Annotated in this window: 26 protein-coding genes and 1 pseudogene; 13 read left to right on the forward strand and 14 right to left on the reverse strand. The window is 58.4% G+C overall.

Features of this window, described 5'->3' with window-relative positions:
* Window position 1 precedes the first annotated feature (1 nt).
* Genes ACVTFQ_RS29210 through ACVTFQ_RS29220 form a run of 3 tightly spaced genes read right to left on the reverse strand, consistent with a single transcriptional unit; the run spans window position 2 to window position 1884 of the window.
* Window positions 2-1324 (reverse strand): hypothetical protein, encoded by a 1323-nt coding sequence (locus tag ACVTFQ_RS29210; protein ID WP_111564191.1) that lies wholly within the window; start codon window positions 1322-1324, stop codon window positions 2-4.
* An 18-nt stretch (window positions 1325-1342) separates the two neighbouring features.
* On the reverse strand, window positions 1343-1516 hold the full coding sequence (locus ACVTFQ_RS29215; protein ID WP_283193642.1) for a type II toxin-antitoxin system VapC family toxin: 174 nt from the start codon (window positions 1514-1516) through the stop codon (window positions 1343-1345).
* Window positions 1513-1884, reverse strand: coding sequence for a type II toxin-antitoxin system VapB family antitoxin (locus ACVTFQ_RS29220; RefSeq protein ID WP_413396732.1), 372 nt, complete (start codon window positions 1882-1884; stop codon window positions 1513-1515). Before ACVTFQ_RS29220 ends, ACVTFQ_RS29215 begins: the two co-directional genes overlap by 4 nt.
* A 238-nt stretch (window positions 1885-2122) precedes the next feature.
* Between ACVTFQ_RS29220 and ACVTFQ_RS29225 the strand changes: the two genes are divergently transcribed.
* From ACVTFQ_RS29225 to ligD, 5 genes are all read left to right on the forward strand, one after another.
* Window positions 2123-2323, forward strand: coding sequence for a transposase (locus ACVTFQ_RS29225; RefSeq protein ID WP_470424374.1), 201 nt, complete (start codon window positions 2123-2125; stop codon window positions 2321-2323).
* A gap of 33 nt (window positions 2324-2356) precedes the next feature.
* Entirely contained in the window at window positions 2357-2890 is a 534-nt protein-coding gene (locus tag ACVTFQ_RS29230; RefSeq protein WP_470424627.1) for an IS5 family transposase, read from the forward strand.
* A gap of 32 nt (window positions 2891-2922) precedes the next feature.
* Window positions 2923-3960 (forward strand): NAD(P)-dependent oxidoreductase, encoded by a 1038-nt coding sequence (locus tag ACVTFQ_RS29235; protein ID WP_111564190.1) that lies wholly within the window; start codon window positions 2923-2925, stop codon window positions 3958-3960.
* A 33-nt stretch (window positions 3961-3993) separates the two neighbouring features.
* On the forward strand, window positions 3994-4734 hold the full coding sequence (locus ACVTFQ_RS29240; RefSeq protein ID WP_111564333.1) for a DNA polymerase III subunit epsilon: 741 nt from the start codon (window positions 3994-3996) through the stop codon (window positions 4732-4734).
* A 581-nt stretch (window positions 4735-5315) separates the two neighbouring features.
* A complete protein-coding gene (gene ligD, locus ACVTFQ_RS29245) occupies window positions 5316-7967 on the forward strand; it encodes a DNA ligase D (protein ID WP_112436997.1) in 2652 nt (883 codons plus the stop codon).
* A gap of 604 nt (window positions 7968-8571) precedes the next feature.
* Here the strand turns inward: ligD and ku (ACVTFQ_RS29250) are convergent.
* From ku (ACVTFQ_RS29250) to ACVTFQ_RS29260, 3 genes are all read right to left on the reverse strand, one after another.
* Window positions 8572-9393 carry a non-homologous end joining protein Ku gene (ku, locus tag ACVTFQ_RS29250; protein ID WP_470424375.1) on the reverse strand — a complete coding sequence of 274 codons (822 nt, stop codon included), beginning with the start codon at window positions 9391-9393 and terminating at the stop codon, window positions 8572-8574.
* A gap of 2 nt (window positions 9394-9395) precedes the next feature.
* Window positions 9396-10280 (reverse strand): non-homologous end joining protein Ku, encoded by an 885-nt coding sequence (gene ku / locus ACVTFQ_RS29255; RefSeq protein ID WP_111565253.1) that lies wholly within the window; start codon window positions 10278-10280, stop codon window positions 9396-9398.
* Window positions 10281-10538: 258 nt separating this feature from the next.
* Window positions 10539-10817: a hypothetical protein gene (locus ACVTFQ_RS29260; protein ID WP_113037631.1), complete on the reverse strand. Its 279-nt coding sequence runs from the start codon at window positions 10815-10817 to the stop codon at window positions 10539-10541.
* Between the two features lie 746 nt (window positions 10818-11563).
* Here ACVTFQ_RS29260 and ACVTFQ_RS29265 point away from each other — a divergent pair.
* From ACVTFQ_RS29265 to ACVTFQ_RS29290, 6 genes and pseudogenes are all read left to right on the forward strand, one after another.
* Window positions 11564-11992 (forward strand): annotated as a pseudogene (locus ACVTFQ_RS29265) (NAD(P)-binding protein); the annotation flags it as partial.
* Between the two features lie 182 nt (window positions 11993-12174).
* Entirely contained in the window at window positions 12175-12591 is a 417-nt protein-coding gene (locus tag ACVTFQ_RS29270; protein ID WP_111565251.1) for a DUF2177 family protein, read from the forward strand.
* Window positions 12592-12701: 110 nt separating this feature from the next.
* The gene (locus ACVTFQ_RS29275) at window positions 12702-13379 is read left to right on the forward strand and encodes a sigma-70 family RNA polymerase sigma factor (RefSeq protein WP_470424376.1); all 678 of its coding nucleotides are present in this window, start codon (window positions 12702-12704) and stop codon (window positions 13377-13379) included.
* Complete coding sequence (locus ACVTFQ_RS29280; RefSeq protein ID WP_112436993.1) at window positions 13376-14029, forward strand: ChrR family anti-sigma-E factor; 654 nt, start codon at window positions 13376-13378, stop codon at window positions 14027-14029. The genes ACVTFQ_RS29275 and ACVTFQ_RS29280 overlap by 4 nt, the downstream gene beginning before the upstream one ends.
* A 189-nt stretch (window positions 14030-14218) precedes the next feature.
* Window positions 14219-14731 (forward strand): fasciclin domain-containing protein, encoded by a 513-nt coding sequence (locus ACVTFQ_RS29285; protein WP_470424628.1) that lies wholly within the window; start codon window positions 14219-14221, stop codon window positions 14729-14731.
* Between the two features lie 1096 nt (window positions 14732-15827).
* Window positions 15828-16241, forward strand: a complete 414-nt coding sequence (locus ACVTFQ_RS29290) for an OsmC family protein (protein WP_112950255.1) — start codon at window positions 15828-15830, stop codon at window positions 16239-16241.
* A 323-nt stretch (window positions 16242-16564) separates the two neighbouring features.
* Here ACVTFQ_RS29290 and ACVTFQ_RS29295 read toward each other — a convergent pair whose 3' ends face one another.
* Window positions 16565-17293, reverse strand: coding sequence for an SDR family NAD(P)-dependent oxidoreductase (locus ACVTFQ_RS29295; protein WP_470424377.1), 729 nt, complete (start codon window positions 17291-17293; stop codon window positions 16565-16567).
* A 96-nt stretch (window positions 17294-17389) separates the two neighbouring features.
* On the opposite strand from ACVTFQ_RS29295, the gene ACVTFQ_RS29300 reads away from it, so the two are divergent.
* A complete protein-coding gene (locus ACVTFQ_RS29300; protein WP_111565246.1) occupies window positions 17390-17812 on the forward strand; it encodes a winged helix-turn-helix transcriptional regulator in 423 nt (140 codons plus the stop codon).
* 743 nt (window positions 17813-18555) lie between these two features.
* Window positions 18556-19542, forward strand: a complete 987-nt coding sequence (gene moaA / locus ACVTFQ_RS29305) for a GTP 3',8-cyclase MoaA (RefSeq protein ID WP_413396738.1) — start codon at window positions 18556-18558, stop codon at window positions 19540-19542.
* Window positions 19543-19671: 129 nt separating this feature from the next.
* On the opposite strand, the gene ACVTFQ_RS29310 is transcribed toward moaA, so the two are convergent.
* From ACVTFQ_RS29310 to ACVTFQ_RS29340, 7 genes are all read right to left on the reverse strand, one after another.
* Window positions 19672-20229: a pyridoxamine 5'-phosphate oxidase family protein gene (locus ACVTFQ_RS29310; protein ID WP_111565244.1), complete on the reverse strand. Its 558-nt coding sequence runs from the start codon at window positions 20227-20229 to the stop codon at window positions 19672-19674.
* Between the two features lie 263 nt (window positions 20230-20492).
* A complete protein-coding gene (locus ACVTFQ_RS29315) occupies window positions 20493-20981 on the reverse strand; it encodes a GlcG/HbpS family heme-binding protein (RefSeq protein ID WP_111565243.1) in 489 nt (162 codons plus the stop codon).
* A gap of 93 nt (window positions 20982-21074) precedes the next feature.
* Window positions 21075-21656: a response regulator transcription factor gene (locus tag ACVTFQ_RS29320; RefSeq protein WP_111565242.1), complete on the reverse strand. Its 582-nt coding sequence runs from the start codon at window positions 21654-21656 to the stop codon at window positions 21075-21077.
* Window positions 21653-23164: an ATP-binding protein gene (locus ACVTFQ_RS29325; protein WP_111565241.1), complete on the reverse strand. Its 1512-nt coding sequence runs from the start codon at window positions 23162-23164 to the stop codon at window positions 21653-21655. Before ACVTFQ_RS29325 ends, ACVTFQ_RS29320 begins: the two co-directional genes overlap by 4 nt.
* 824 nt (window positions 23165-23988) lie before the next feature.
* Complete coding sequence (locus tag ACVTFQ_RS29330; protein WP_111565240.1) at window positions 23989-24585, reverse strand: TetR/AcrR family transcriptional regulator; 597 nt, start codon at window positions 24583-24585, stop codon at window positions 23989-23991.
* 2 nt (window positions 24586-24587) lie between these two features.
* Window positions 24588-25052 carry a nuclear transport factor 2 family protein gene (locus ACVTFQ_RS29335; RefSeq protein WP_112437041.1) on the reverse strand — a complete coding sequence of 155 codons (465 nt, stop codon included), beginning with the start codon at window positions 25050-25052 and terminating at the stop codon, window positions 24588-24590.
* A gap of 635 nt (window positions 25053-25687) precedes the next feature.
* Window positions 25688-26206, reverse strand: a complete 519-nt coding sequence (locus tag ACVTFQ_RS29340) for a Dps family protein (RefSeq protein ID WP_111565239.1) — start codon at window positions 26204-26206, stop codon at window positions 25688-25690.

Genomic DNA, 26206 nt, shown 5'->3' on the forward strand with positions numbered 1-26206 from the left:
ATCACGCCTCACCGAGGCGCAATTCTCGCCCCCTCCATACTCGACCCTGGGCAAAGCCGATCTCCAGCGTTGCCGCCAGCAGGCAAATCTTGATCGGTGTGATCAGCAGGCCCTCGCCCGGATCACTTGGCGTGCCGACGAAGGGTGAAATCGTCTGCGCGATGACCTGCCACAGCGGCAAGTCATGCGGTCCGATGAGCTGTGTCAGCCAATACCAGCTCCAGGCGGAGCCCCAATCCAACAGCCGATAGCCGATAATGGCGACGAGGATCGAACCAATACCGGAATTCAGCGCCAAGCCTATCCCTTCGGCAAGCGCGCGATAGCGTTTCACCGTGCCTGCAATGAAGTGCGAAATGAAATCGCGCACCGACTTCGGCAGTGCTTCCCAACGGGACACGGCGCGGGCGAGGCGCCCTTCGCCGGGCATACGCACGCTATCGATGTCATAGCCGTACACGACGGCAGCGAGCGTGAGCCAGACGACCGGGTAAAGCGCATAGAAGAATAGGCTGACGAGCTGCGCTGTGATCGGCGGTGACGCGAATTCGGGTGGAATCGGCACATCCCGTTGCGCAATGGCGTCTGTTACGGGCGAAAGCAGGCTGACCAGTGTGCCGATCGATTCCGGGATATGGCTGAACCAGGCCCTGATCTCATCCTGCCACTCCGACAGGACGAACAGACCGATAAACGCCCAGTTGGCTTCGCAGACCACGATGAGGATCGGCCAGATCGGCGCCTGCGAACGCTTGTGCATGGTTTTTGCGAACCGTCTCACCACCCAGGCGACAATGACAGGGATGATCAGCCACTTGCCGCGGGAAACATCCAGCAAACCGGCGCTTTCGCCGGCCAAGAAAAGGCTGAGCGACAGTTTGGAATAGTCCCGCACCGTGTCGGCGAGAAAACCCCAGGCGGTGTAGAAGGCGAAGAAGGGGACAAGGCTGAGCGCCAGAGCACTGACGAAATCGCCGGGGGGCGGGGGCGTCTCAACCTCGGTCGTCGTTTCGAGTCGATCCGTCAATCCATGTGAGGCGGCATTCAGCGCCGGAAGGCCGCGCCGCACCGTCTCAAACAGGGCCATGATGACGACAAGTTTCAACAGCACGACCAAGGCGAGAACGGAAAGACCAGCGAGCGAGCTCCAGCGCCCGATCATGGCAGCGAATTCGTTCAGTAGAAGATTGCCGATGAAACCGAGCAGCCAGAGGGCTGCCAATTGCGGCCAGAAACGCCAGACGAGAGAGGCGGTCAATCGCAGTTGATGCAATGCGGTCTTGAAGCCGCCGTCTAAGGTAGTCGCCTGAGCGGAGTAGGACATTTCTCCCTGATACCATTGCTAGGATTCATGGCCAAGATTGGATTTGTCGATCCCAGCCTCTGGGGGCCGCACTTCCAGCAAGGTCGGCCAGCCAATGATGACCGGCTCTCGACCGATCAGCGGCCTGAAGACTTCAGCCTCGGGCTCGTCAGCCGCTATCGCGATGATCACCGAGGTATCGACGGCGATCATATTGGTAGACCGTTCTCGTCATAGAATTCGTCGTGCGCCGACGTCGTGCCGGCCGGGATGTTGCGCCGATCTTTGGCTGCCAGATCCCAAACGGCGTCCATTGGATAGCGGATCTTGTCTTCGCGCAGCGCCTGGTCGTAACGCTCGAGCGCCAGCTCCACCAGCCGGTTGATCGGCTGCCCGGTGCGGCTGGAAAGGGCATGGGCCAGATCGCGGGCCTTGCTGCTGCGAACGGAAAGCTGCGGTTCAGACATGCGGCGGACCTGATTTTTTATGCGGCGAATATCGGGGAAGCAACGCGAGATGGCAACGTTTTCGGTTTGGATGGCATACGCCAGCATGATCGGATGCAACGGCAATGGCGGCATTAATTGACCTCGAGGCGATTGCACCGGCTCAATGAATGGCGACGCTATCAATACGGAGAGATACCGCCCGTTAGACGACCGACGAGAAGCCGTTCATCGGAGTTGGGGCGCCGAGCGCTTCAGCGGTCACATGGACCGCTTGGGTTGCATCTAGCGCCACCGCCGCTAGGTCGCGTCCCCATTAAAGGGTTTCGCTTTAGTCAGGATGATGATTCAATGTCCTTGGAAGGAGATTGATATGCGCCGTCATGAACTTAGCGATGAAGAGTGGGCGATTATCGCACCACTTTTGCCGAATAAGAGCCGTGGTGTCGAACGTGTTGATGACCGCCGGGTGATCAATGGCATTTTGTGGCGTTTCAGAACTGGCTGCTCTTGGCGGGATATCCCTGAGCGCTACGGCCCTCGTACTTTACAATCGGTTCTCGCGCTGGCGTAAAGCCGGCGTTTGGGACCGACTTCTTGAAGCGGTATCAAGGCGTTACGACGGCGATATAGTTATGATCGACTCGTCGTGTGTGCGCGTTCACCAGCATGGTGCCAACGCAAAAAAGGGGGCTCTACCGATCCTTGCATGGGACGTTCGCGCGGCGGCCTGACGACCAAAATCCATGCCATGGTCGATGCGGATGGCCGACCGTTACGAATGGAGCTGACAGCAGGCCAGGCAGCGGATGCTCCGGTCGCTGAGAGGCTGATATCTGACATCGAACCAGGCACGACGCTACTTGCAGATAAAGCGTATGACACGGATGCGATCCGAGCGTTTGTGAAAGGCCGCAAGGCTTGGGCTAACATCCCAACAAAGATAAATCGGAAGCAGAGCTTCAGCTTCAGTCGCTGGGTCTATAGGCAGCGAAACCAAGTGGAGAGGTTCTTCAATCGTATCAAACACATGCGGGGCCTGGCCACGCGCTACGACCGTCGCCCTGACAATTACCTTGCTGCACTGAAACTCGTTGCGACACGAATTTGGATCAATTCAGTTTGCGAGTCCACGTCCTAGTTCTTATGTGAGTGGAATCGCGGAAGGTGACCATGTCAAGGATTGCCGTTGTCGGAATGGGAGCAATGGGAAGTGCCATTGCAAAGGCGCTCCCGTCATCGAGCGCGGAGATTGTCACCTACCTGGAGGGACGATCATCTACGACACGTGAACGCGTGGCCGCTGCGAGCATACGGGAAGTTGAGCTGACGGCGTTGGTTGACGCGGACGTCATCTTGTCGGTTCTGCCGCCTTCCCAGGCTCTAGCGGTCGCTGACCTTGTCGCACCCGCTATGCGCTCTTTCAAGTCTTCTTCCGCGGTCTTTGTCGACTGCAATGCCATTTCAACTGAGACGATGGGCAAGGTCGCTCAGGTGTTACACAACGCCGATGCCAAGGTGCTTGACGGCTGCATCATCGGCGGGCCGTCGGAGGTGGCAAAGCCAGGTCCACGCTTCTATCTTAGCGGGGGCGCGCGAGACACAATTCCTGTTCTTGTCGAATACGGCTTGGATGCACGTGCCCTGGACCGAGACGTTGGTGCCGCGTCCGCCCTTGAAATGTGCTACGCGGCCATCAACAAGGGCCTCATCGGTCTTGGCGCCTCGATGCTCTTGGCCGCCGCGCGGAGCGGTGCGAAGCAAGCTCTAATGGCAGAGCTTTCTGAAAATCAGTCTCGGCTCGTGGCGAAGCTCGCCAAGGACATTCCCGACATGTACCCGAAAGAATACCGTTGGGTCGAGGACATGGATGAGATTGCCGCGTTTCTGGGAGCAGATGACCCGGCCGCGGATATATTCTCTGGGATGGCGGCTGTCTTCCAACGACTGGCAAACGACCGCAAGGGCAACGGCGAGATAGCGACGACCTTGTCCGAGATGCTGGCGGATCGACCAGAAGGTAGCCTCAATCGGTACGATGCCTTGAGCAACCGTAATTTTGACGAAGGCAGCAAGTGCCTCGAACCGGTCCCAAGCGCTCGTGAAAGCCAGGATAGAGCTGAACTGGAAGAGGGGCTTGAGGCCAGCTTTCCGGCTGGTGACCCGATCTCAGCTACCGTGACCAGCGAAGCGGGAAGCACGAGGACGTGAAAGCTTCCGATGACCTTAGGAAATGAGGCACAAATGGCTGTCGTCCGCGTCGTCGATCTTGAAACAGGAGGTAGTGGCCAGCAGGAGGTGTGCGAGATCGGTTGGCAGGACGTCGTCCAAAGCCGGGATGGTCGGTGGCAGCTCGATGTCGAGCGTGGCTCATTGATGGTCAATCCGGGGCGAGCTATCTCGGCGGAAACGATGGCCGTTCATCACATCCTCGACCGTGACGTCGCCGGAGCACCATTGTGGAGGGAAGTCGCATCGTCGGTGCTGCAACCGCGTCGGCGTCCTTTAGCACTTGCCGCTCACCGCGCCGCGTTCGAACAACGCTATTGCACTCCACGTCTGAGCGGAGGTGCGCAATGGATTTGCACATGGAAGTGCGCGTTGAGACTGTGGCCAGACCTACCGCGCTTTTCAAACCAGATGCTTCGCTACCTGCGAATGCCCGACGGGCTGGTTCACGAGCTAGGCCTCCCGGCCCACAGGGCTTTGCCCGACGCATACGTGACCGCCCACCATCTCCGTGACATGCTCAATGAAGCTTCGCTAGGTCAGTTGCTTGCTTGGAGTGCCGAGCCGGGTCTTCTACCCCGCATTCCATCCGGAACGGAACGGGGAAAGACTTGGGATGAAGTCGACATGGAGGTCGTGCGGCATTTCCTTTCCGACCGAGATCGAGATGTACGCTTCACCGCCCAGACGGAGATCACGAGACGGGGCGGCGAGCCTGCTCGGGAACGTGTCCCAGCTCAAGGCCGGCTCCTCTAGCGGGTGCGGGCACGAACGACAAGAAAATAACTAGCGAGGAGGGCCGATGTTAGTCGACCCCCCTCTGTGGCCGACGTCCGCAACAGGCTAACGGACGTGGGGCTCGGCGATCTATCAATCTTCGCGACGGCGAAAGGTTGCGGAAATGCATGTACTCACTTCGGCGTAATGCCACCCCGGGCGACCGCTGGGCGACGGTGCGTCGAGCGCCCGTAACTATCGCGGCCACCGGCGGGGAAGATGGGACCTAAGGACCAAGACCAACTCGGCACGGACGACGAAGCGAACGGCGGGCAAGGCACAAGGCCGACGTTAAGCGCGGCCGGGCAACCGGCGTCCGACCCACGTGGTGATGACCCTCGCGGCCCCTTGATCGCCTCGGCGTCAACGCTCGCGCATGGTCCTTGTGACCTTCGATGGGCTTCCTTAGATGCGGGGCGCGCGGATCGGCCATGTTGATAGGCCGTCATGCCACCGTTGCGGCACACGATCAGCCGGAACGTCGCCGATAAAGTCAGTCTGTCCTGGAACCGTGGACGCGTTTCCGCATTTGGATTAATGACCGATCCGCGAGAAAAACCATGGCCGACAACCTCTCCAAATACCGCGCGAAACGCGATTTCAAAAAGACCGCCGAGCCAAGCGGAGAGGTTCAGGTAAAGCCCTCGAACCGCCGACGCTTCATCATCCAAAAGCACGACGCCACTCGCCTTCACTACGACCTGCGGCTGGAATTGGACGGTGTCTTCAAATCCTGGGCGGTCACGAAAGGGCCATCGCTCGATCCGCAGGACAAACGTCTGGCGGTGGAAGTCGAGGATCACCCGCTCGATTACGGCGATTTTGAAGGTACGATCCCCAAGGGCCAGTATGGCGGGGGCACGGTCATGCTGTGGGATCGGGGTTACTGGGAGCCAGAGGGAAACAAGACGCCAGAGCAGGCGCTCGCCAAGGGCGATTTCAAGTTCACCCTTGAAGGCGAACGGCTTCACGGGAGCTTCGTCCTTGTGCGAATGCGTGGACGAGAGGGCGAGAAGCGAACAAATTGGCTTCTGATCAAACACCACGATGATTTCTCTGTCGACGAAGGCGGCGCGAGGGTGCTCGAAGAGAATGAAACATCTGTCGCCTCCGGACGGACCATGGATGCCATCGCATCTGGTAAAGGCCGAAAGCCAAAGCCGTTCATGACATCGGGCGGTGCCGTTGAAGCAGACGCGGTCTGGGACAGCAACGAAGGGCTTGCCGCCGACGAACGAAAGGCAGGCAGCAAGGAGAAGCCGAAATCCGCGACAAAGGCCGCCGCGGCCGCGATGCCTCTCTTCATTGAGCCGCAGCTCTGCGAAACATTGGAACGACCACCGTCGGCCAAAGGCTGGATTCACGAGATCAAGTTCGACGGCTACCGCATACAGATGCGAATCCAAGGTGGTGAGGTCACCCTCAAGACCCGCAAGGGCCTTGATTGGACCAAGAAGTATTCTGCTATCGCGAGTTCTGGCGAAAGTCTCCCGGACGCGATCATCGACGGCGAGATATGCGCCCTCGACGAGAACGGTGCACCGGATTTCGCGTCACTGCAGGCGTCGCTGTCCGAGGGCAAGACCGATGAGCTCGTCTTCTTCGCCTTCGATCTTATGTTCGCTGGCGATGACGACCTTCGTGAGTTGCCGCTCACGCAACGCAAGAAGCGGTTGGCTTCACTTTTATCCGAGGCGGGCGACGACCCGCGTATACGGTTCGTCGAGCATTTCGAGACCGGCGGTGACGCGGTTTTGAAATCGGCCTGCAAGTTGTCGCTCGAAGGCATCGTCTCGAAGCAGGCCGACGCGACTTACGTGTCGGGACGAACGAAAACATGGGCAAAATCAAAGTGCCGAGCGGGCCACGAGGTGGTGATTGGTGCCTATGCCACCAGCAACGGTAAATTTCGGTCGCTCCTGGTCGGTGTCAATCGCGCTAACCACTTCGTCTATGTTGGCCGCGTTGGAACCGGTTACGGGGCGAGCGTCGTCGAAAAATTGTTGCCGCGACTGAAAAAGGTAGAGGCAACGAAATCTCCGTTCACCGGCATCGGCGCTCCGAGGAAGGCACCAGATATTGTTTGGCTAAAGCCCGAACTGGTTGCTGAAATCGAGTTCGCGGGGTGGACGGCGGATGGCCAGGTCCGACAAGCCGCGTTCAAGGGTTTACGTGAGGACAAGCCCGCCGATGAGGTTGAGGCAGAGCGGCCCGCGAGCCCAGACGAAACGGATGTTCCCGACCCCGAGGCCGCACCCAAACCGCCAAAGGCGTCGAAATTTCGCAAGGGGGCCAGGGTCGATGTTATGGGCGTCCTGATATCCAGCCCCGACAAGCCACTGTGGCCCAATGCCCTGGACAAGCAGCCCGTCACCAAGGTTGATCTGGCTCACTACTATGAGGCCGTGGGACCATGGCTGATCGGCCACATAAGGGGGCGGCCTTGTTCGATCATCCGGACGCCAGACGGGATCGGCGGTGAGCAGTTCTTTCAGAGGCATGCGATGCAGGGAACATCAAACCTGATCGAGCAGGTTAAAGTAACGGGCGATAAACAGCCGTACCTGCGGATTGACCGCGTCGAGGGGTTGGTCGCCATCGCCCAAATCGGGGGCACGGAGCTGCATCCCTGGAATTGCGAACCCGAGCAGCCCGAGGTTCCCGGGCGCCTGGTGTTCGATCTCGACCCCGGTCCGGACGTTGATTTCGACACCGTGGTCGAAGGTGCGCGCGAGATACGAGATCGACTGGAGGAGCTTGGCCTTGTCAGTTTCTGCAAGACAACCGGCGGCAAGGGTCTCCATGTCGTGACGCCATTGTCGGTGCCGAAAGGTAGGAAGCTGACGTGGGACGAGGGAAAGGCCTTCGCGCACGATGTCTGTCAGGAAATGGCAAGGGACAACCCGGACCTTTACCTGATCAAAATGACGAAAAGTCTTCGGAATGGGCGTATCTTCTTGGATTACTTGCGCAACGACCGCACCTCGACCGCGGTCGCGCCGCTCTCGCCAAGGGCCCGACCGGGAGCGACGGTGTCGATGCCTCTCAATTGGACGCAGGTCAAGGCGGGGCTTGATCCCAAGCGGTTCACGATCAGAACGGTGCCCGGCATCCTGAAGAGCAGCACGGCCTGGCAGGATTATTGCGACGGCCAGCGGTCCTTGGAACAGGCCATCAAGCGATTGAAGCAGCGCAAAAGGCGGGATGACTGAGCGGGTGGTCGCCCGCCGGGCGATTGGCCGCTTATCGAATTCGAAAAGCATGGCTTCTCTGACCACGGACACCATAGATGGATCTTGCCTGGAAGAAGCTTTGATCGGGGACCCGGTTATCCCACTGAACGGGCCCGGCGAACTCGAAGGCTGTTTCACTCTGCTGCCCCTCAACAGCGGAGAACTGAAATGCCCACGCGTCCACGTCGTGGGCTTTTTTCCTTCTTCCAGACGGCAATTGCGCTAATAGACAACCCAGCCACCGCCGCTCAAACCTCCCTGGTAGTTCGAGACCAGACACCGTGGGTGAGCTCCTCGATCTGTCCAGTCATCCCGGGGTTTAACAGCGCGTCCGCTGGGTGGACGTAGAAGGACGCTCCCCGCCTCTCTCTTGTCGGTGAAGAGGTCGTTCGGGCCGGTCCCATTGTTCCCAATCATTAAGTTGCGGTCGGGAACGCGCTGACGTCCCAAGAGCGTTGCGACCGTGGTGAAGCAACCTAGTAACCGCCAAGGCCACGACAGCGTGAGAGGCTGATCTTCGAAACGAGATGAAAAATGGATCCGAGCCGCGCGCGCGGCGGTCGCACGTAAGTGGGGCGACTTGTTAACCAGCCTTGCGCGATTTCAGTTCCTTTTGGACCGACTTCTTCAGCGCATCCATTATGTCTACAACGTTGCTCTGCTTACCGTCATGCAGTTCCTTCGATTTGGACGTCGCTTTCCTTACGGGCTCGTGAGCTTTTTTCTTTGAAGCAATAAGCTTCAGCAAGCTGTCCTGGATCGGATCGGACGTCATCGCTGGCGACCATTTTTGGGTCCGCTTCTTCATGAACTTTTCGAGCGCGGCGACACCCTTGGTGTCCGAACCCTTGCCGATGGAAGTGAAATACTCGCCTTCTGGCCGAACTTCGTCACCAAACCTGAGAGTCCACACGACAATGCCGTTGTCGCGCGGCTCAAGGATCACGGCATGTTCTCGACGCCCGAGAACCACGCGAGAGAGGCCGACGACGTCCTTAGCCTTCATGGCCTCTCGAACGACGGCGAACGCCTCGTCGCCGATCTTCTCGTTCGCCGTCAGATAAAACGGAGTGTCGAGATAGATCCACTCGATCTCCTCTCGCTGCACAAATCTCTCAATGTCGATGGTGCGGACGCTTTCGAGCTCAACGGATCCCAGTTCGTCATCGGTGAGAATGACGTAATCGTCTTTACCGCGCTCATAGCCCTTGGCCTCGTCCTCATCTTTGACCGGCTTGCCCGTTACACTATCGATATACCGCGAAACAACCCGATTGCCGGTCTTTTCGTTAAGCGTATGAAACCGCACTTTCTCGCTTTCCGAGGTCGCTGGGACCATCGCCACGGGGCAGGTGACGAGAGACAGCTTCAAGTAGCCTTTCCAGTATGGACGACGAGGAGCCATGGTCAGCTTGCTTTCTTGCGAGTGGTCTTGGACGACGCCTTGGCATCCGCCTTCGGTTTCCTTTTGCCAGTATTGGCGTTCGCGGCGCTTGGCTTCCTGGACGAAGCCCTGTTCACTCCAGCGCTTTGCCTCAGTGCCTTCAAAAGATCATTGGGTTTGGAGACCTTGACCGCCCTTGGCTTGGGAAGTGCTTTCCCTTCCGCTTTCGCCTTCACCAAGGCGGCGAGAGCGGTCTCGTATCTATCGTCAGTCTTGGCGGGGTCGAATTCCCCGATCTTCGTGTCGATGATGTGCTTGGCCAAGTCGAGCATTTCGCCCTCGACCTTGACCTTCGCAACGTCCTTGAACGCTTCCTTGGAAGACCGCACTTCGTAATCGAAATTGAGTGTGGTTGCGATCAGGCCTTCTTCGTGTGGCCTGATCAAAACGGTTCGCATTCGCCGGAACAAAACGGTCCTGGCGATTGCTGTCACGTTCGTCTTGGACAGGGCGTCGCGGATACAGGTGAATGCGTCTCTTGCTTCATCGTCGACTGGCACCAGGTAGTACGGTTTGTCGAAATAGACACCATCGACTTCCCCGCAGGAGATGAAAGCCTCTGCTTCAAGCATCTTGTCCGAATCTGGGATGACGGCCGCGACCTCTTCGGGGTCGATCATGATGTAGTCGCCGCTTCCGGTCTCGAAACCCTTCACCTGTTGTTCCCGCTCGACAACCTCTTCGGTCTCGCTATCGATGAATTGCCGCTTCAGCCGGTTTCCGTTCTCCTGGTTTAGTAAATGGAAGCTGATACGATCGGAAGTCGAAGCGGCGGTGTAAAGACCTACAGCACAACTAAGTTCGCCAATCTTTAGGTGGCCTTTCCATTGAGCGCGGTGCGCGGTCATTCCACGTCTCTCCCATCTGTTCAAGACAACTAACTAAATCGCCTTCAATATAGTTCCCGCAGCCCCGCGAGTGCGGCGAGACAGCCGGTTCAGACAGTGATTTTGCTCGGACCAATACGGTATCTGTCGCGCAAAGCTCGTGCATGGCTTCTTTAAGGGTCTCCTGAGGTCACGGATCTTGCCTCGCCCCAGCTGCTTCATTTTGAAAACATTGGGCGCTTGTTTCAACAGTACTCGTCCACCAACCATTCTCTACCACTAGTAACAAAGTGTCCGCAGCATTCCCTCGTAATTCGGTTTGCCTCGACACGATTCCACGAGGGGCGAGGTCATCCTCACTTGGTCTTTCGCCGGATAAGGCTTGGTAACGACCTTGCCTTGATGAGAGCAACCAAAAACCGGACAAAAGATGATCGCAATGGTCAGGCCACGGATGAGTTTCATCGCCGGATCTGCCTTTACGATTTCGCCGAGACAGAGTTCTTGGACAGCCAAGTGATATATTTTTCTTCCACGAACTGATTGCGTGGCATTCATTTGTCCCTCCTTAGCAGTGCCGTCTCAATATTTGCCGAAGCGCTCCAGCCAATCTTCAAATAAGTCCGCCGGAAGATCTCATTGATGAATTTTTCCGGATAGAGCCTTTTATACCGCTCCATCACCCTATACCGCTCCATCACCGCGGCGATGATGTTAGCCGCACGGAAGCCCCGACCCGCAACTGCCGCCGACAGCCCCGAAGCTCACTGCCCGGAATCCTTGTTGAATTGCCGCCAACTGAAATGCTGCTCTACTGCCTGGTACACAACCACGGCAGCGCATGATCCCGCTTAGCGGAAAATCCGAGTGCTATAAATGTGGTTCCTCCAAGCGTACACAGCTGCCCCAAATTTTCAACCCACACTGATATGCTAAAGGGTCAATGGATCGGGCGGGCCGACATTGATGTAGAACGATAAGAACGCGTGGTTGAAAGCGGATCCGCGCTCAGCATGGCATCTTGCGTCTCACCGAAATTCGGCAAGAACTCTTTCACGAACGTCTGAGCCGCCGCTTGGGTGGCAACGGCTCATTTCTCGCGCGACGCGCGTGCCATCGACTGTTTCGATCTTGTCATTCGGTTCAACGGCTGTCGGTGGGTCGGCGGGGGACGCCCAGCAAATATCGCCGCGGTTCGCGATAATGGGCGGAATCGCGAAAAAGAGCGGCTAGCTAGAAAACCGCCACGAATTCCCAGCGTAAAGGTCGATAATGCATGAGATTGGATCCGCGAGAGGCTTTGTATGGAATTTGAAGCATTCGGCACCCGGTCGCGCCGCCTCGACGTTGGAATTATTGGCACGGCTATATCAAGTCCTTCCGCGGCTTGGCTTCTCGCGAAGCATCATGATGTAACGGTATTCGAGGCACGGGATTGGATCGGCGGTCACTGTAACACGATAACGTTTAAGTCAGAGAGCGGCGACACTGCTGTCGATACCGGCTTCATTGTCTACAACGAAGTGACTTACTCCAATCTGACAGCATTGTTCGATGTCCTTAGCGTTCCGGCGGCTGCTTCCAATATGTCTTTCGCGCCGTCCCTCAACGGAGGTCAATTTGAATATTCCGCCCGCAGGGAACTGGGCTTATTCGCTCAGTGGTCAACCATCGCCATCCGCCGCTTTTTGTTGATGATGCGCGATCTCTTGCGCTTCTATCGTTACGCACCGGCATTATCCCTTAGCGACTGTCCTTCTCGCAACGGTCTAATCCCTTCTGATTGGGAGGCATTTGCATGATGATCACGCTGGCGATCGTCCCTAAAGGTTGTGTTGTCTCCGGTCTGATCCACAAGGACGTGGACTGGACGCGCTTAAACTAAGCCTAAAATCCATCCATCTGGGAGCCCCTTATGAAAACTTATCTGACCGCCTACATCGCGACGCTGATCGCCTTCGTCGCGATCGATTTTGTCTGGCTGAGCACCATGGCCGACCGTCTCTATAGGCCGACACTAGGCGAAATCTTGGCGCCGCAGTTTCGACTTGCGCCGGCATTGGCGTTCTACCTGATCTACGCCGCCGGGCTGACCTTCCTCGCGGTCAGGACGGGGTTGATTTCAAGATCGATGACGACAGCCGTGCTTCACGGCGCTGTCATCGGCCTCACGGCTTATGCCACCTATGACCTCACCAACCAGTCGACGCTGAAAAACTGGTCGCTTCTTTTGACGATCGCCGATCTTATCTGGGGAACCGTCTTGTCAGCGGCAGCATCGGGCTTCGGGTTTTGGCTCACGCAACGAATCTTCGGGGTTGCTCGCCTCTAACGGTCGGCGCTACGCCGGCTGCCAGCGTCATCGTAGCCCAAGTAAGGGCTTAAGGGTAAATTTCCGAATTTATTTTTGATCCACTAGCATGCTGCTGCGTAGTTAACGCCATGAACATGCAGATGCCGCTTAGAACCGAGCTACGTCGAGCCTTAAGCGCCGAGGCGAAAGTGTGGCCGACGTCGTCGGGCGGGGCGCGAGAGGGCGATAAATTGGAGGAAGAACCCGTTAGCTTGGATGCGGGACGGTTAAAGGCCTTGATGTCCGCGGTCGCGGATTCGCGCGACATCGGCGCGTTTGAATTACTCTATCGCTATTTTTATCCACGCGTGCGCTCTTACATGGTGAAGATGACGAGGGGAAATCGGATTTTGGCCGAGGAGCTAGCACAAGAGACGATGATGCGCGTCTGGCACAAGGCGGGGCTTTTCGATCCGGCCAGGGCGCAGGCTTCAACCTGGATATTCACGATCGCCAGAAATCAGATGATAGACTCGGTGCGTAAAAGTTCTAAGCCTGACTTTGATCCAAACGATCCAGCATTCGTGCCAGATGAGTTCGAGGCGGCGGACGTGCTTATCGAGCGGCAGCAAAGTGCTGCGGCGCTGGGTCGGGCGATGGCGACTTTAAAAGGCGGATATGCTGAAGTGCTGCGCCTGTCGTTTTTCGAGGGTCTTACCCACTCGACGATCGCGGAAAAACTAAACCTCCCAATTGGTACGGTGAAATCGAGGATACGACTTGCATGCGAGAAACTGCGTACAGCCCTTCAGGACGAAGCCAAATGATCGAACATCACCTGGATGACGATATGCTCCTGCAATACGCGGCTGGAACCTTGGCCGAAGGCTGGAGCGTTGCCGTTGCGACCCATCTCGCCTTGTGCCCGGCATGCAGATCCAAGCTGTCGGTCCTCGAAAGCGTTGGCGGATATTTTATCGATAGTGAAATTGCCAATGACACCAATGTTTCGCGAGACTGGGAGTGCTTGAAGGCGGAAATCGATGCAGGCAAGATTGACAAGGTTGTGCCTATTAAGAAGCGTTCTGATACCGACCGGACATACCCAGAGCCTCTGAGGACCTATATCGACGCAGCCGGTGGTCTGCGGTGGCGAACGCTTGGGCGCGGCGCCGCCCAGATGATCATACCGACCGGCGACGAAACGGCGACGTTGCGATTGCTCAAGATTCCAGCCGGTCAGCCAGTCCCGGAGCATTCCCATCGGGGCGTTGAATTGACCCTGGTGCTTGATGGGAGCTTCAGCGACGAAGTTTCCACGTTCGCTCGAGGCGACATCGAAATGGCGGATGACAGCCTGATGCATCAGCCCAAGGCCGATGCCGGCAAGGACTGTATCTGTCTTGCCGTGACCGAGGCGCCGCTCCGCTTCAAGAGCCGGTTATTGCGGCTGATACAGCCAATGCTGGGCATCTGAGGCGGGGCATCATCCTTGTGACGTCGCAAGTCAGCTCGCTTGCTTGGAAATTTCACCAGCTATTTATCCAATGTCTGAACCGAGGCCGCCGTTATCCGTGCAAGCTCTACCGAGCCAAGGAGCCGGTATTGAGAGGAGATGATCATGAAGAAGTTTCTGGTGGTTTCTTGCGTAGCGTTGGCAAGCGTCATGGCAGGGAGCATGATTGCGTATGCCGCGAACCCGAAGGTTGGTGGAGCCGCGATGTTCGAGAACAAGAACATCGTTGAAAACGCCGCGAATTCAAAAGATCACACGACGCTCGTCGCTGCCATCAAGGCCGCGGGGCTTGTCTCCACACTCGAGGGAAAGGGGCCGTTCACCGTCTTCGCTCCAACCAATGAAGCCTTCGACGCGCTTCCCAAAGGCACCGTCGAGACGCTGCTCAAGCCCGAGAATAAGGACAAGCTCACGAAAATTCTGACCTGTCATGTCGTCGCCGCGGACGCGATGGCCAGCACCGTGGCGAAGATGATCAAGGACGATGGCGGCGAGCATGACATCAAGACCGTCGGCGGCTGTGTATTAAGGGCGAAGGACCACATGGGCAAGATCACGCTCACTGACGAGGCAGGCGGAACCGCGACGGTGACGATCGCTGATGTGAAGAAGTCGAACGGCGTGATCCACGTGATCGACAAGGTACTTCTTCCCAAGATGTAACTTCCAGCGCCGGGCTAGTTTGGTGCATGGATTTTCAGGAACAGCAAAGCCACCACTGGCACTTTCAAAAGGTGCCTTCAGGAACATGGTTCTCCTTCAAAAACAACAAAGAGGGTATTTGAGACCGGCTCGTGGCAGGCACATGCGGTCTTCCACGTTTATCGATTAACCTCCTTCCAGAATGGGCCGGCGACCGAGCCGCCGGCCCCCCGCGGAGCCAATGACGATCCGCGCCAGCTCCTGGGGCGTGGAGCCGGGTCCAGCGAGTAAGTAGCTCGCATGGGACGATTTTGTTACGGAGTACTCGAGCACTGGATCAAAAAAGAATCATGTGATGCAGCCATGCGTCCGGAGGATCGCGAGCCAGCAATCATTGCACGGTTCGTGGATGTGGCCGCGGAAGCAGCACTGTGATCAAAATGTCGTCGCCTATCTATTGTCAGGGCTCCGCGACCCACCCAAGCCGCGGCTCTCATCCAAGGTTCCAGAAGGTTACGGGGCGGCCGCTGGTAGGAAGCCTAGCTGTCAGGCGGCGGAAGGAAGCTAGCCCCTCGCTCGACGACCTGCGCAATCCGGCCGACAATTTCCTTCGACGCATTGCTCCATTGATGATCGTATCCGAGAGGAAGCCGTTGGCCGGGCAGAGAATTGGCGGGCTTGCACCGGTTGTCGACGATCGTCCAGCCCTCCCGCGCCTTTCGACCGCCCTGCAAGGAACCGTTCGCCACGGCGGACGGATCACGAATTAGAGATTCAATTCCGAGCATCGCGGTCAGGGCAGCACATCCACTCGGTTGAGCGTCTCTCGAACCATCGGGTTATGAAGCAGACGCGGGTTTGTCATGTTGCTTCCATCCAAGACCTTGCTGACGCGGATGCGGCGAATGGGTAAGATGTGCTGTCGACGGAAGCTCATTAATTGGAAAAGCCTCCAAACGCTTAAGAAGGACCCTATGGTCGTGTATGAATAACGGGCCAATGGCCGAAGTTCCGAAACTGCAAGACGCAGCGCATTACCCTCAACATCTTCCGTGGCCATTGACATGTCGTGTGGATGACAGAAGCTGACGATCCAGCACTCGGAACGGAGATGGAGATGGTCCAGTCGATCGTGGAACTGCGGAACGTCCCGGGCACGGAAGCGGCAGTCGGGTGGGCTGGCGGTCACACTGTGGTGGTCGACAGACCAGATGGTAAGGCTGGCGGCATGGGCCTCGGCTTCAACGGCGGCCAGCTGCTGGCCCTGGCCATCGGAGGTTGTTACTGCAACGACCTCCGCTATGTCGCTCACGATCTCGGCGTGGCCATCGGAGAGATCGAGGTAACGGTGAAACTGGAAATCGACGGGGCGCCCCTAGTAGTGACCGACGCCGTCCTCTCCGTGAGATGTACGACGCTGCACGGCCCCGATGCGCAGACCTTGATCGACCGCGCGTGGAAGGCCTGCACGGTCGCAAATTCCCTGAGGGAAGGCGTGCCCACGAGATTATTGGTGATTGACGGCTCATGACGCGTCCGGCCATGCTGGCCAGCCTTGTATCCTCCGGACAGACGTGCTTTAAGAACCTCCAATATCCTGCCTTGCTGGCCGCCGAACCTGTCGATGAAGGGTGCGACCCTTCGCCTTAGCCGAGACTTCCGGCAAATCTTTTGGCGTATCGGCGGCACGATCACGCTAGCGGTCATGGAAACACTCACTATCGAAAATGGGCTCATTACCGTCTGGCGGGATTATTTTGATCCCGGTGACTTCGATAGACAGCTGGCTGCCTTGTAAAGTAAAGTCGAAACGATAGGCCCGGTGCGTGCGCTATCGGGCCTATCGTTCCAGCGTCAGACCTGGGCCATGCCTCCATCCACAGCCAGTTCCGCACCCGTCGTGAAGCTGCTCTCGTCGCTGGCAAGGAATAGTGCTGCCGCCGCCACCTCATCAGGTCTAGCCATGCGTCCGAGAGGGACCATGCTGGACAAGGCGTCCCGAACCTCCCGTGAGGCGCTCGCCATCATCGCTGTATCGGTTGGTCCTGGGCTAACGACGTTGACGCGAATGCCCCTGGGAGCCAGTTCGTTGGCAAAGGTGCGTGCAAACGAACGGATCGCGGCCTTGCTCGCACCATAGACGCCATAGCCCTTGGTGCCGATGTCGCCCGCAATGGACCCGATCAGCACGATTGTGCCACCGTGTCGCATGAGATCTATCGCACCTTGCGCCGCGAATACGAGAGACCGGACATTCAAGTCAAATGTCCGATCGAAATGATCCTCGGCAATGTTTTCCAGCGGCGCGTATTCAGACAGGCCCGCGTTGATCAGGAGCACATCGATCCGGCCTCGTTCCGATGCGATATGCTCGAATACGCGCTTACGATCGGCATTTTCGCTGGCGTCCGCTTGAATGACCCTGATGCTGCCCGTGGTCCCTGCCTTTGATGTGCTGTCGCCACCCTTCCGGCTGGTCGCGTAGACGTGCGCGCCTTCGCTGGCGAATCTCTGCGAAATGGCTCCGCCAATCCCGCCCACGCCGCCGATCACGAGGGCGATCTTGTTTGCTAAGCTGCTCATGTGAACTCCATTTATAATGACCGAGGATTTGATATATGAGCTATACCTACGGTCAATTACGCACTACATATAAAGCAGATATCGAGGAGTATACCCATGTCGGAAGTGGAGGCTGTTCTTTCACCCAAAGACAGCTTGTCTCGTCGGGCAAAGCCCGTCTCCAAGGAGGCGTTGGTGGATGTCGAGAAGGCACGACCGGTGCTAGAGCAGATCGCCAACAAATGGTCGGTCCTGATCCTGACGGTCTTGTGCAGCAGGCCGTCACGGTTCAACGAGATTATGCGGCGTCTTGACGGGATCACGCACAAAGCGCTCGCCGACGCATTGAAACGGCTAGAGCGCAATGGGCTCATACGCCGTGAAGTGCTCACGACCACGACGCCTGTAGGCGTTGAATATACCATCACGCAGCTCGGCCGTTCCCTTCAGCAGCCGTTCGAGGCGCTATACGCGTGGTCCATGACCTTCGGTCCTGAGCTTGAGCGGGCGCAAGTGGAATACGATCGCCAGCGAGACTAGTTCTCTGGCGATCGTAATGCGTGCTACTGTCCGCCTGACGCGCGGACCACCAACTTGCCAAAATCGCGCCCCTCGAGAAGACCCATGAATGCGGCAGGGGCATTTTCGAGGCCTCGATCATGTGTCCCCGGTACTTCAGCCGGGCGTCAGCGATCCAAGCCGCGGCTTCCTTTAAGTTCATGCAAGACCATGCCCGAAATTAATCGTTCCAGGCGACCCGGGCCGTCGAGAGGCCTTGGGAGCTGAGTGACTAAGGCAGAGCAGGCAACACGGATTGCGTCCATCGTTTGCTAGTGTCACGTTTTTGCCAACATTCGCGGTAGCGTTACCCGCGCTTGATCGATCGCCGCGCAACCGAAAATTTTTGGCGGACTTGGACCATGCCGACTTATGAGATAGACCAGCCTTCAATATCTTTTCAGACAGCTGCTAGGACGCTTGCGGATCATATGGAGGATTTCGCGAACGAGCTGTCCAAGTTACCCCGCTCGATCGAGCTTACTGCCCTTGAACTCAGGTTTGCGATGCTGCGGGCTTTGATGGAGGAGCGACTGACCGGCGAGGACCTGCCACCATGCGGGGCGGCCAATCAGAACTTCGCGGCTCAGGAGCGACTTTCCCGCTCCTGATCTATGCTGAAGGGTCTTTTGAAGGTGGCACGCAATGCGATAACTTTGGCATATGCGGATCAACCCTTAGCTTTAAGCAGTTCCACGCCACGGTCGGTAGTCGGAGAAGACCCGATGATCGACCCGTTTCAGCGGGCCGTCACCTATCTGCGTGTCTCGGCGACCGATCGCTGCGATTTCCGCCGCACCTATTGCATGGCCGAGAACATGAACTTCCTGCCGAGGAAGGATCTTCTGACGCTGGAGGAGCTGAACAGGCTCTGTTCCGCCTTTATCGCCAAGGGCGTTCGCAAGCTGAGACTGACCGGCGGCGAGCCGCTGGTGCGCAAGAACATCATGCATCTCGTGCGCCAACTCGGCCAGCAGATCGGCTCCGGTCTCGACGAGCTGACGCTGACCACCAACGGCTCGCAACTCGCGCGTTATGCCGACGAGCTCTATGATTGCGGTGTTCGCCGCATCAACGTGTCGCTGGATACGCTCAATCCCGACAAGTTTCGCGAGATTACCCGCTGGGGCGACTTCCACAAGGTCATGGAAGGGATTGATGCCGCCCAGAAAGCGGGCCTGCACATCAAGCTCAACGCCGTCGCCTTGAAGGATTTCAACGACGTCGAGATGCCCGAGATGATCCGCTTCGCCCATGGTCGCGGCATGGATCTGACCGTCATCGAAACCATGCCGATGGGCGAGATCGAGGAAGACCGCACCGATCGCTATCTGCCGCTCTCCAAGTTGCGCGCCGATCTCGAAAAGCAGTTCACGATGAGCGAAATCGGCTACCGCACGGGTGGCCCTGCCCGCTACGTCACCGTCGAGGAAACCGGCGGCCGCATGGGCTTCATCACCCCGATGACCCATAATTTCCGCGAGAGCTGCAACCGCGTGCGCCTCACCTGCACCGGCACGCTCTACATGTGTCTCGGCCAGAACGACGCCGCCGATCTGCGCTCGGCCGTGCGCGCCACCGAAGACGACGGCTTGCTCTACGCCGCGATCGACGAGGCGATCTCCCGCAAGCCCAAGGGTCACGACTTCATCATCGACCGCACCCACAACCGCCCCGCCGTCAGCCGCCACATGAGCGTCACCGGCGGGTGATCCAACCGGCTCTCCCTGGGGGAAGTTCCTGAACTTCAACGGTCGACAACCACCCGCGCGCGGCAAGGGACTGTTTCAAAGGCAAGGTGTCACGGCGCTACGACGAGAATCGGCCATTTTTCAATCCGACTAAGCGTCGTCGAACATCCCAGTCGGAAGCCCGTCAATGCTGTAGCTGTTCTTCTCGCGGCGATAGATCTCGATACCGTCCGGGCCCTTTGCGTCCGTCCATTGGTCCAGGCTCGACCGCTCGGCCTTGTAGTCGAACAGCGGAACGCCGAAGCCGCAGGACGTTTGTACCAGATCGATTTCCAGCAAGATGAATTGACGGGCTCCGGAAGGTTCCGAGCCTCCAAAATGAGTGAGCAGGATGTTGCCGTATTCGGAACTGTCACGGCGTATGGTTCGCCCGCGGCCGTAAAGACGCAAGATCATCGGCGGCCCTTGGACGGCGCAAAACATGATCGTCAGGCGACCATCCGCGCGCAAATGCGCGGAAGTCTCGTTTCCACTGCCGGTCCTGTCCAGGTATACAATCTTGTTCGCGTCGATCACACGCAGTGAGCCCGTCTCCCGAGGCGAAATATTCACCCGGGAATCGCCGGTGGCCGAGGCCGTGAAGAAAATGTGCTGCCGATCAATGAAGTCTTTAAGACGAGCGTCGATACTCTCGAACTGCTTTGCCACGGCTCATGCGCCTCGTGTTTTCATGAAGATGGGTGCAAATAGCCACGAGCCTAATTGGAAATCAAGCAGCAGACCACCGCGCAGGATCACCTTTGACGTTGGGTTCCCCGCGGCGACGAGTGACGCCGGAGCCGTTTCACCAGTATGGCGACCTCGCCCTGTGAATAGAGCGCGGCACTCCGCCCGGGATGACTACTGCAGCCACGATAGAGCTGCTGAACGGCTCCCAACCGTATGATCGGGAGCCGTTGGCGGTATTCGCTTCACTTGATGCGGGCGCTGACCTTTTCGATTGCTTTGTTCGCGCACGCTTCGTCCAGGTTGCCGCCCGGTGCGCCTGCAACGCCAATCGCGCCGATCGTATCCTTGCCGACCTTGATCGGGACGCCGCCGGCTAGAACGAGGAAGCCTGGAATATCCGACATACCGGCCGCGACCGGGTTCTTGGACACATTTTCGGCGATGGCGCTGGTGGGGTTGCGCGACGAGGCCGAAGTGAAAGCCTTCTGCGTGGACGCATCGGCGGTGTGGGCGCCCGCGTTCTCGGAGCGAACCAGCGCAAGAAGGACCCCAGACCGGTCGGTCACGGCTGCTGACACGTTATATCCGTCGGCCGTGCATGCCGAAACGGCCGCCTGGGCGATATCAACCGCGAGCGTGGTCGCAATACTGGTCTGCTTCACGGTATCCTGCGCAAAAGCCGGGGCGGCTACAAGCGCGCTGGCAGTAAGGGCGAGCATAAGGGTTTTCATTTTGTCCGCTTTCTTTCCATTGTTGATGGCTTCCAGCTTAAAGGGAGCTAGCTTGGAGTATATTCGCTGTGTCACCGAGTGGGATCGGTACGATTACCGATGTCCCATGAGCCAGATGCGGGTTTGCTCGGCGACTGCCGGCGTTCCGAGTTTAGTTGCAATGCTAGCCCGATGACTGTCGACGGTTCGGACCGACACATCGAGCGCGACCGCGATGTCCTTGCTTCCAAAACCCTTTGACACCAGCTCGATCACCTCCAGTTCTCGGGATGTAAGATGGTCGAGCAACCGACTGTTCTCGTCGCGGACGAGTAGATCGTCGAGCGCGGCCTCGCAGGTTGCGATTGTTTCCATCAGCACGTGCTCATCGACTGGCTTTGCGAGGAAATCGAGGACGCCGGCCTTGAACGCACGGCGACATGCCTCGACGTCGCCGTGTCCTGTAATCATGATGGCAGGCCAGCGGATCCCGAGATCCTCGAGCCTCTTCAGAAGCTGCAGGCCGCTGATCGCGGGCATTCTGAGATCAAGCAGCATGATTCCGGGCTTTGCCTTCTCCACATGAGCGAGGAGGTGGGCCGCGTCAGGGAAGGCCGCAACTTCTTTTCCATAGGTCGCGAGCAGAAGCGTCATCGCCTCCCGCACCGCAAGGTCGTCGTCGACGAGGTAGATCACGTGGGCTCTCCCAGTGGCAGGCGGATGATGAAACTGGCGCCGCCGTCATTGCGTGCTTCCAGACTGCCATCCATCCGTTCGATCAGCCGTGAGGACAAAGGCAGGCCAAGACCCAATCCGTCAGCCTTGGTGGTGAAGAACGGGTCAAAGATCCTGTGGAGCGAACCCGTCTCGACGCCTGGCCCATTGTCCGCGACAATGATCGCGACGCCGTCGCCCTCGCATCGAGCCTCCAATGTAATGCGCGGAGAGGGGCGCCCACCGAGCGCATCGGCGGCGTTCCGAACGAGGTTGTGAATAACCTGCTGAAACGAAACCACATCGATCGGGACGGCGGGTAGGTCCGAGGGAACGTTCATGTTGAGGGTGATTGCCCGCGCGTCGATGTCCGCTTCAACGAGTCGCATGGCTTCAATGATCGCCTCATGGAGAGGGACCATTTTGATATCGGCCGGCGCACCTGAAATATATGCCCGCATGCGCCCAAGGATATCTCCCGCACGCTTGGCCTCGCGAATATTCGCCTCGAGTGCCTTTTCGAGGATATCCTGACGGCCCATGGCCAATGCTCGTCTTGCGGCCTGGCTCTGGCTGAGCATTGCCGCTACCGGCTGGGCCAGTTCATGGGCAATGCCGGAGGCCATTTCGCCTAGGGCATTCACGCGCCCGGCATGGGCAAGTGTCGCTTCCTGTTTTAGAAGTGCTGCTCGTGTCTCGTGACCACGGCGTTCAGCTTGGGTTTGCAGGTACGACACGGACAACCAGATGACCGCCGCCCAGCCGACGATAAGCGGAATGGCCAACCGGAGCGGGACCAGTTCAATGATGCCAAAATTCCGGCCGATCTCCAGCTGGAGTGGCTGGGTATGGCTCGTCATCACGATCCCGGTCGTCGTGGAAAGGAGCCCTGCATCGATGGCACCATGTAATGCCAAGGTCTCATCGTTCAACGTCAGCCTTGTGGAATAGTTCTGGGGCGGCTCCTCACCAGCCAGCAAGGCATTCGCGTCGATGCGCAGACGCAAGATCCGACCGGGCTCGACAAGCTTGAAAAGATCGTAGGCGTGGATGCCGGGCAGGGCGCGCGTTGTGATTTCGCCGACATTGGAGAGCTTTGGCAGATCGTCGAGGGTGCGCCCGCCTTCCTCCCGAGCCCCGCCGGCATGGCCGTAGCGGAAAATTCGCGCCGCACCCTCATCGAGACGGAACGTGGCAATTTCGACGATGCGAGGGTAGCGGACCAGAATGTTTTGCGAGAGGCCCTGAATACTCGGCGACGGCTCCTCCGGCGACATTCGTACGATCGCGCCCAGCGCGCTAAGGTGTGCATCGTGCTGCGCCAGCTTCTCGGCGAGAAGCGTTTCTGTGGCACCAGCCCTGTCCAACAACTCCTGCCGACCCGACCGATATTCGACCGCCGTGAGGGCAAGAATCGACAGCGAGCTGGCCGTGACCCATGCGAGGACGGCCTTAGCAAGATGAGTGCGCTGGTTTAGAAAGCTATGCATGACATAAGACGCCGCAGGGCATCCGCTCCGTCGTTGGGTGGTTTATGGTCAAATCAACACTTATCGGGGGGACGCGGCAATCGGTAATCCTACTGGAACAGAACTGCCGGATCCACAGGGACGGGCCAGATAGACGGCGCGATAACGGTGCCAAATCGGAGGAGGCGGGACCACAAAGGGATAGGGTTGCCACCGCGGGCCGCTGAGATCCGCATCATCTTTAGCGATATGGCTAAAGGATGGATGCGTTGAGATAAGCGGCAAATCCCGCAGCGGACACGCCGCGAGACGGAAGCGGTCCCAGGATGTCACCGAATTTGTAAGCGACCAACATCCCGACCATTACAATCGCGCCGCCGTGAGCGACACCGGCTGAGACTGCCAGCCCGATCGCACAGAGGCAGATGGTCGTCGCCAGGCACGTCATTGCCAACTGCCCCGTGATGTGCTCGCGTCGGCGGAAAAGGTTGACATGAAGCCGATCCAGCTGAAGCCTACCGCCAAGCATAAGCAGAGTGATTGCATCTTCGATCCTTAGCGAAATAGTGAAACCGACACCCGACGAACTGTCATGTCGTTTGCAGCTCGCAAGGCGAAATCCATAGCACGATTATCCCGGTCATTAGCGCCATGCCCCGGCGCTCACGGTCGTGAGCGCCGCGAGACATTGGCGATCTCGACCACGGCCCATGGTGGCCCGAGAGGAAAGCGGGATGCACTTTGGGACCGCGGCTCCGATCACGCGCCACCGGGCGCCTGCCTCGCCCGAGGGGGTGGCGAGGTGAAAGGCCCGTCGTCGCATTCGTTTGGGCTTTGCTAAGTTGTCAGAGCGTGCTGCCGCTGGCACCGCCGCCGTGGCCTTCATTGAACGCCAATCGAGCATGGAGTTGATCGATCGCGCGTTGGAAGACGGCGGGATCATCGAGTGCCCGGGAGAGGACGATCGCGCCCTGGATGGCGAGAACGGCATCTTCCGAGAGGAGGCGTGCCTGCTCAGCGTCACGGCCTTGCCGGACGAGCGCTGCTTGCAAAGCGTCCACCCAAGCGACGAAGTAACGCCGGATGGCCTGCGCGAAGAGGTCCCGGGTGTTGGCAACAGCCAGGGCACCGACGAGACAGACCCGCCTGCCCGACCTGAAGTATGTCGCGGTTTCATTGAGCATTGTCGCTATCGCGGCATTGGCATCGTCCCCGTCTCGCAGGGGAGAATAGACGGAATCTTCAAACCATTGCTCTATCTCGGCGAGCACGGCCCGGACCATCTCCTCCTTCCCATTCGGGAAGAAGTGGTACAGGCTGCCCTTGCCCAGGCCGGTGGCCTTGCCGATCAAGGCAAGGCTCGCACCTTCGTATCCATGCTCGCGAAAAACTTCGGCCAGGGAGGCGATGGCATCAGATCTTTCAGCGACCATGCGGGCCATGATTAGAGGCCCAGATCGCTGAGGCTGGGATGGTCGTCCGGACGACGGCCGAGCGGCCAATGGAACAGGCGATCGCCTTCAGCAATCGGCATTTCGTTAATGCATGCGTGGCGGTGCGCCATCAGGCCGTCCTCTGCGAATTCCCAGTTCTCGTTACCATAGGCACGGAACCAATGGCCACTGTCATCGCGATATTCGTAGGCGTAACGCACAGCGATGCGGTTGCCGGTGAACGCCCATAGTTCCTTGATGAGGCGGTATTCATGCTCCTTGTTCCACTTACGCTCCAGAAATGCCTGGGCTTCTTCGCGGTTGGTGGCGAATTCAACGCGGTTCCGCCAGCGGGTATCGACGGTGTAAGCGAGGGCGACCTTGGCGGCGTCGCGGCTGTTCCAGCCATCTTCGGCCAGACGAACTTTTTCGACCGCGGTTTCGTGATCGAACGGGGGGAGAGGAGGACGTGACATGTTGATTTTCCTCTGTAAATCGCTTTTCGTGTACTGATTGGTCAACGCTTGACTGATTGGTACAGTAGTCATGGTGATTTTGGGTGTCAACGATTTTTTGAGGCGTCGTGACGTTTCTTCCGACGGAATTTTCCGATCGCGAACCGAGAGGCCTGGCGGTCAGAACGCCACGCGAAGGCTGATCAACCGCGCGACCATGGACCCGGGCGCGCCGACGGCAAATCAAGCGGTGCTTCCGCATCGATCTTTCGGGTAGCAAACCGACGGCCTGAGGCGGCGAACGGATGGATCAGCGCAGCGACGCTGCAAGACTGCCCCGCCATGTTGGCGACCTGGCAATGAGAGACATGCGTTTTGGCGGACTTTGGTGCCGCGCGCGGGCTGGAATGGCGTCGCAATCAAAAAGGGATGTCACGCCTCCTTGCGAGGCGAGCGGCAAATCGGCGTTGGGCGCTCTAGCCCGGACGCCCATCGCGTTGCTGAACGATGGGAAACCCCATGGAACAATGGCCGACGGGGTTGACGGGCGAAGGTAAGAAATGGCGGAAAGCGCGCCTTGTCGGCCTATGGGCGGGGCGTCCGAGCCATTATGGAAAAAGAGGCGGCGCCCAATCTGGAGGCCGCCCGTCCGGCGATCAGTTGTTGGTGTCGCGGAGGATCTCGAACAGGAACCAGACACGCTTCTCGGTCTCGTCGATCCAGTTTTCCAGCAGACTGGCGGTCGCGACGTCGCCATACTCAACGCAGAGGTCATGTAGCGAGCGCATGCTGGCCACGAGCGAACCGTTGTCGTCGCGCAATTCCGCAAGCATCTCATGCGGATGAACGAACTCCGCGTCATTGTCGGCGATGCGCTGCCTGCGCGAGATATCTCCAATCGACCGCAGGGTGCTGCCGCCGACCTTCCGTACCCGTTCAGCCAACGGATCGGTCATCGCGAACAACTCGTCGCCGTGCTCGTCGAGCAGGAGATGGTAGTCACGGAAGTGCGATCCCGACATGTGCCAATGGAAATTCTTGGTCTTGAGATAGAGCGCGAACACATCCGCCAGCAAGGCCGTCGCGCCAGCGGAGATATCCCTGACCGCGTCGCTGCCCAATCCTGCCGGAGTTTTCAGCGTGGCGGCGCCACGCGACCTAATCTGTTGGTCCAT

It is taken from the genome of Rhizobium sp. O111 (assembly GCF_055616315.1).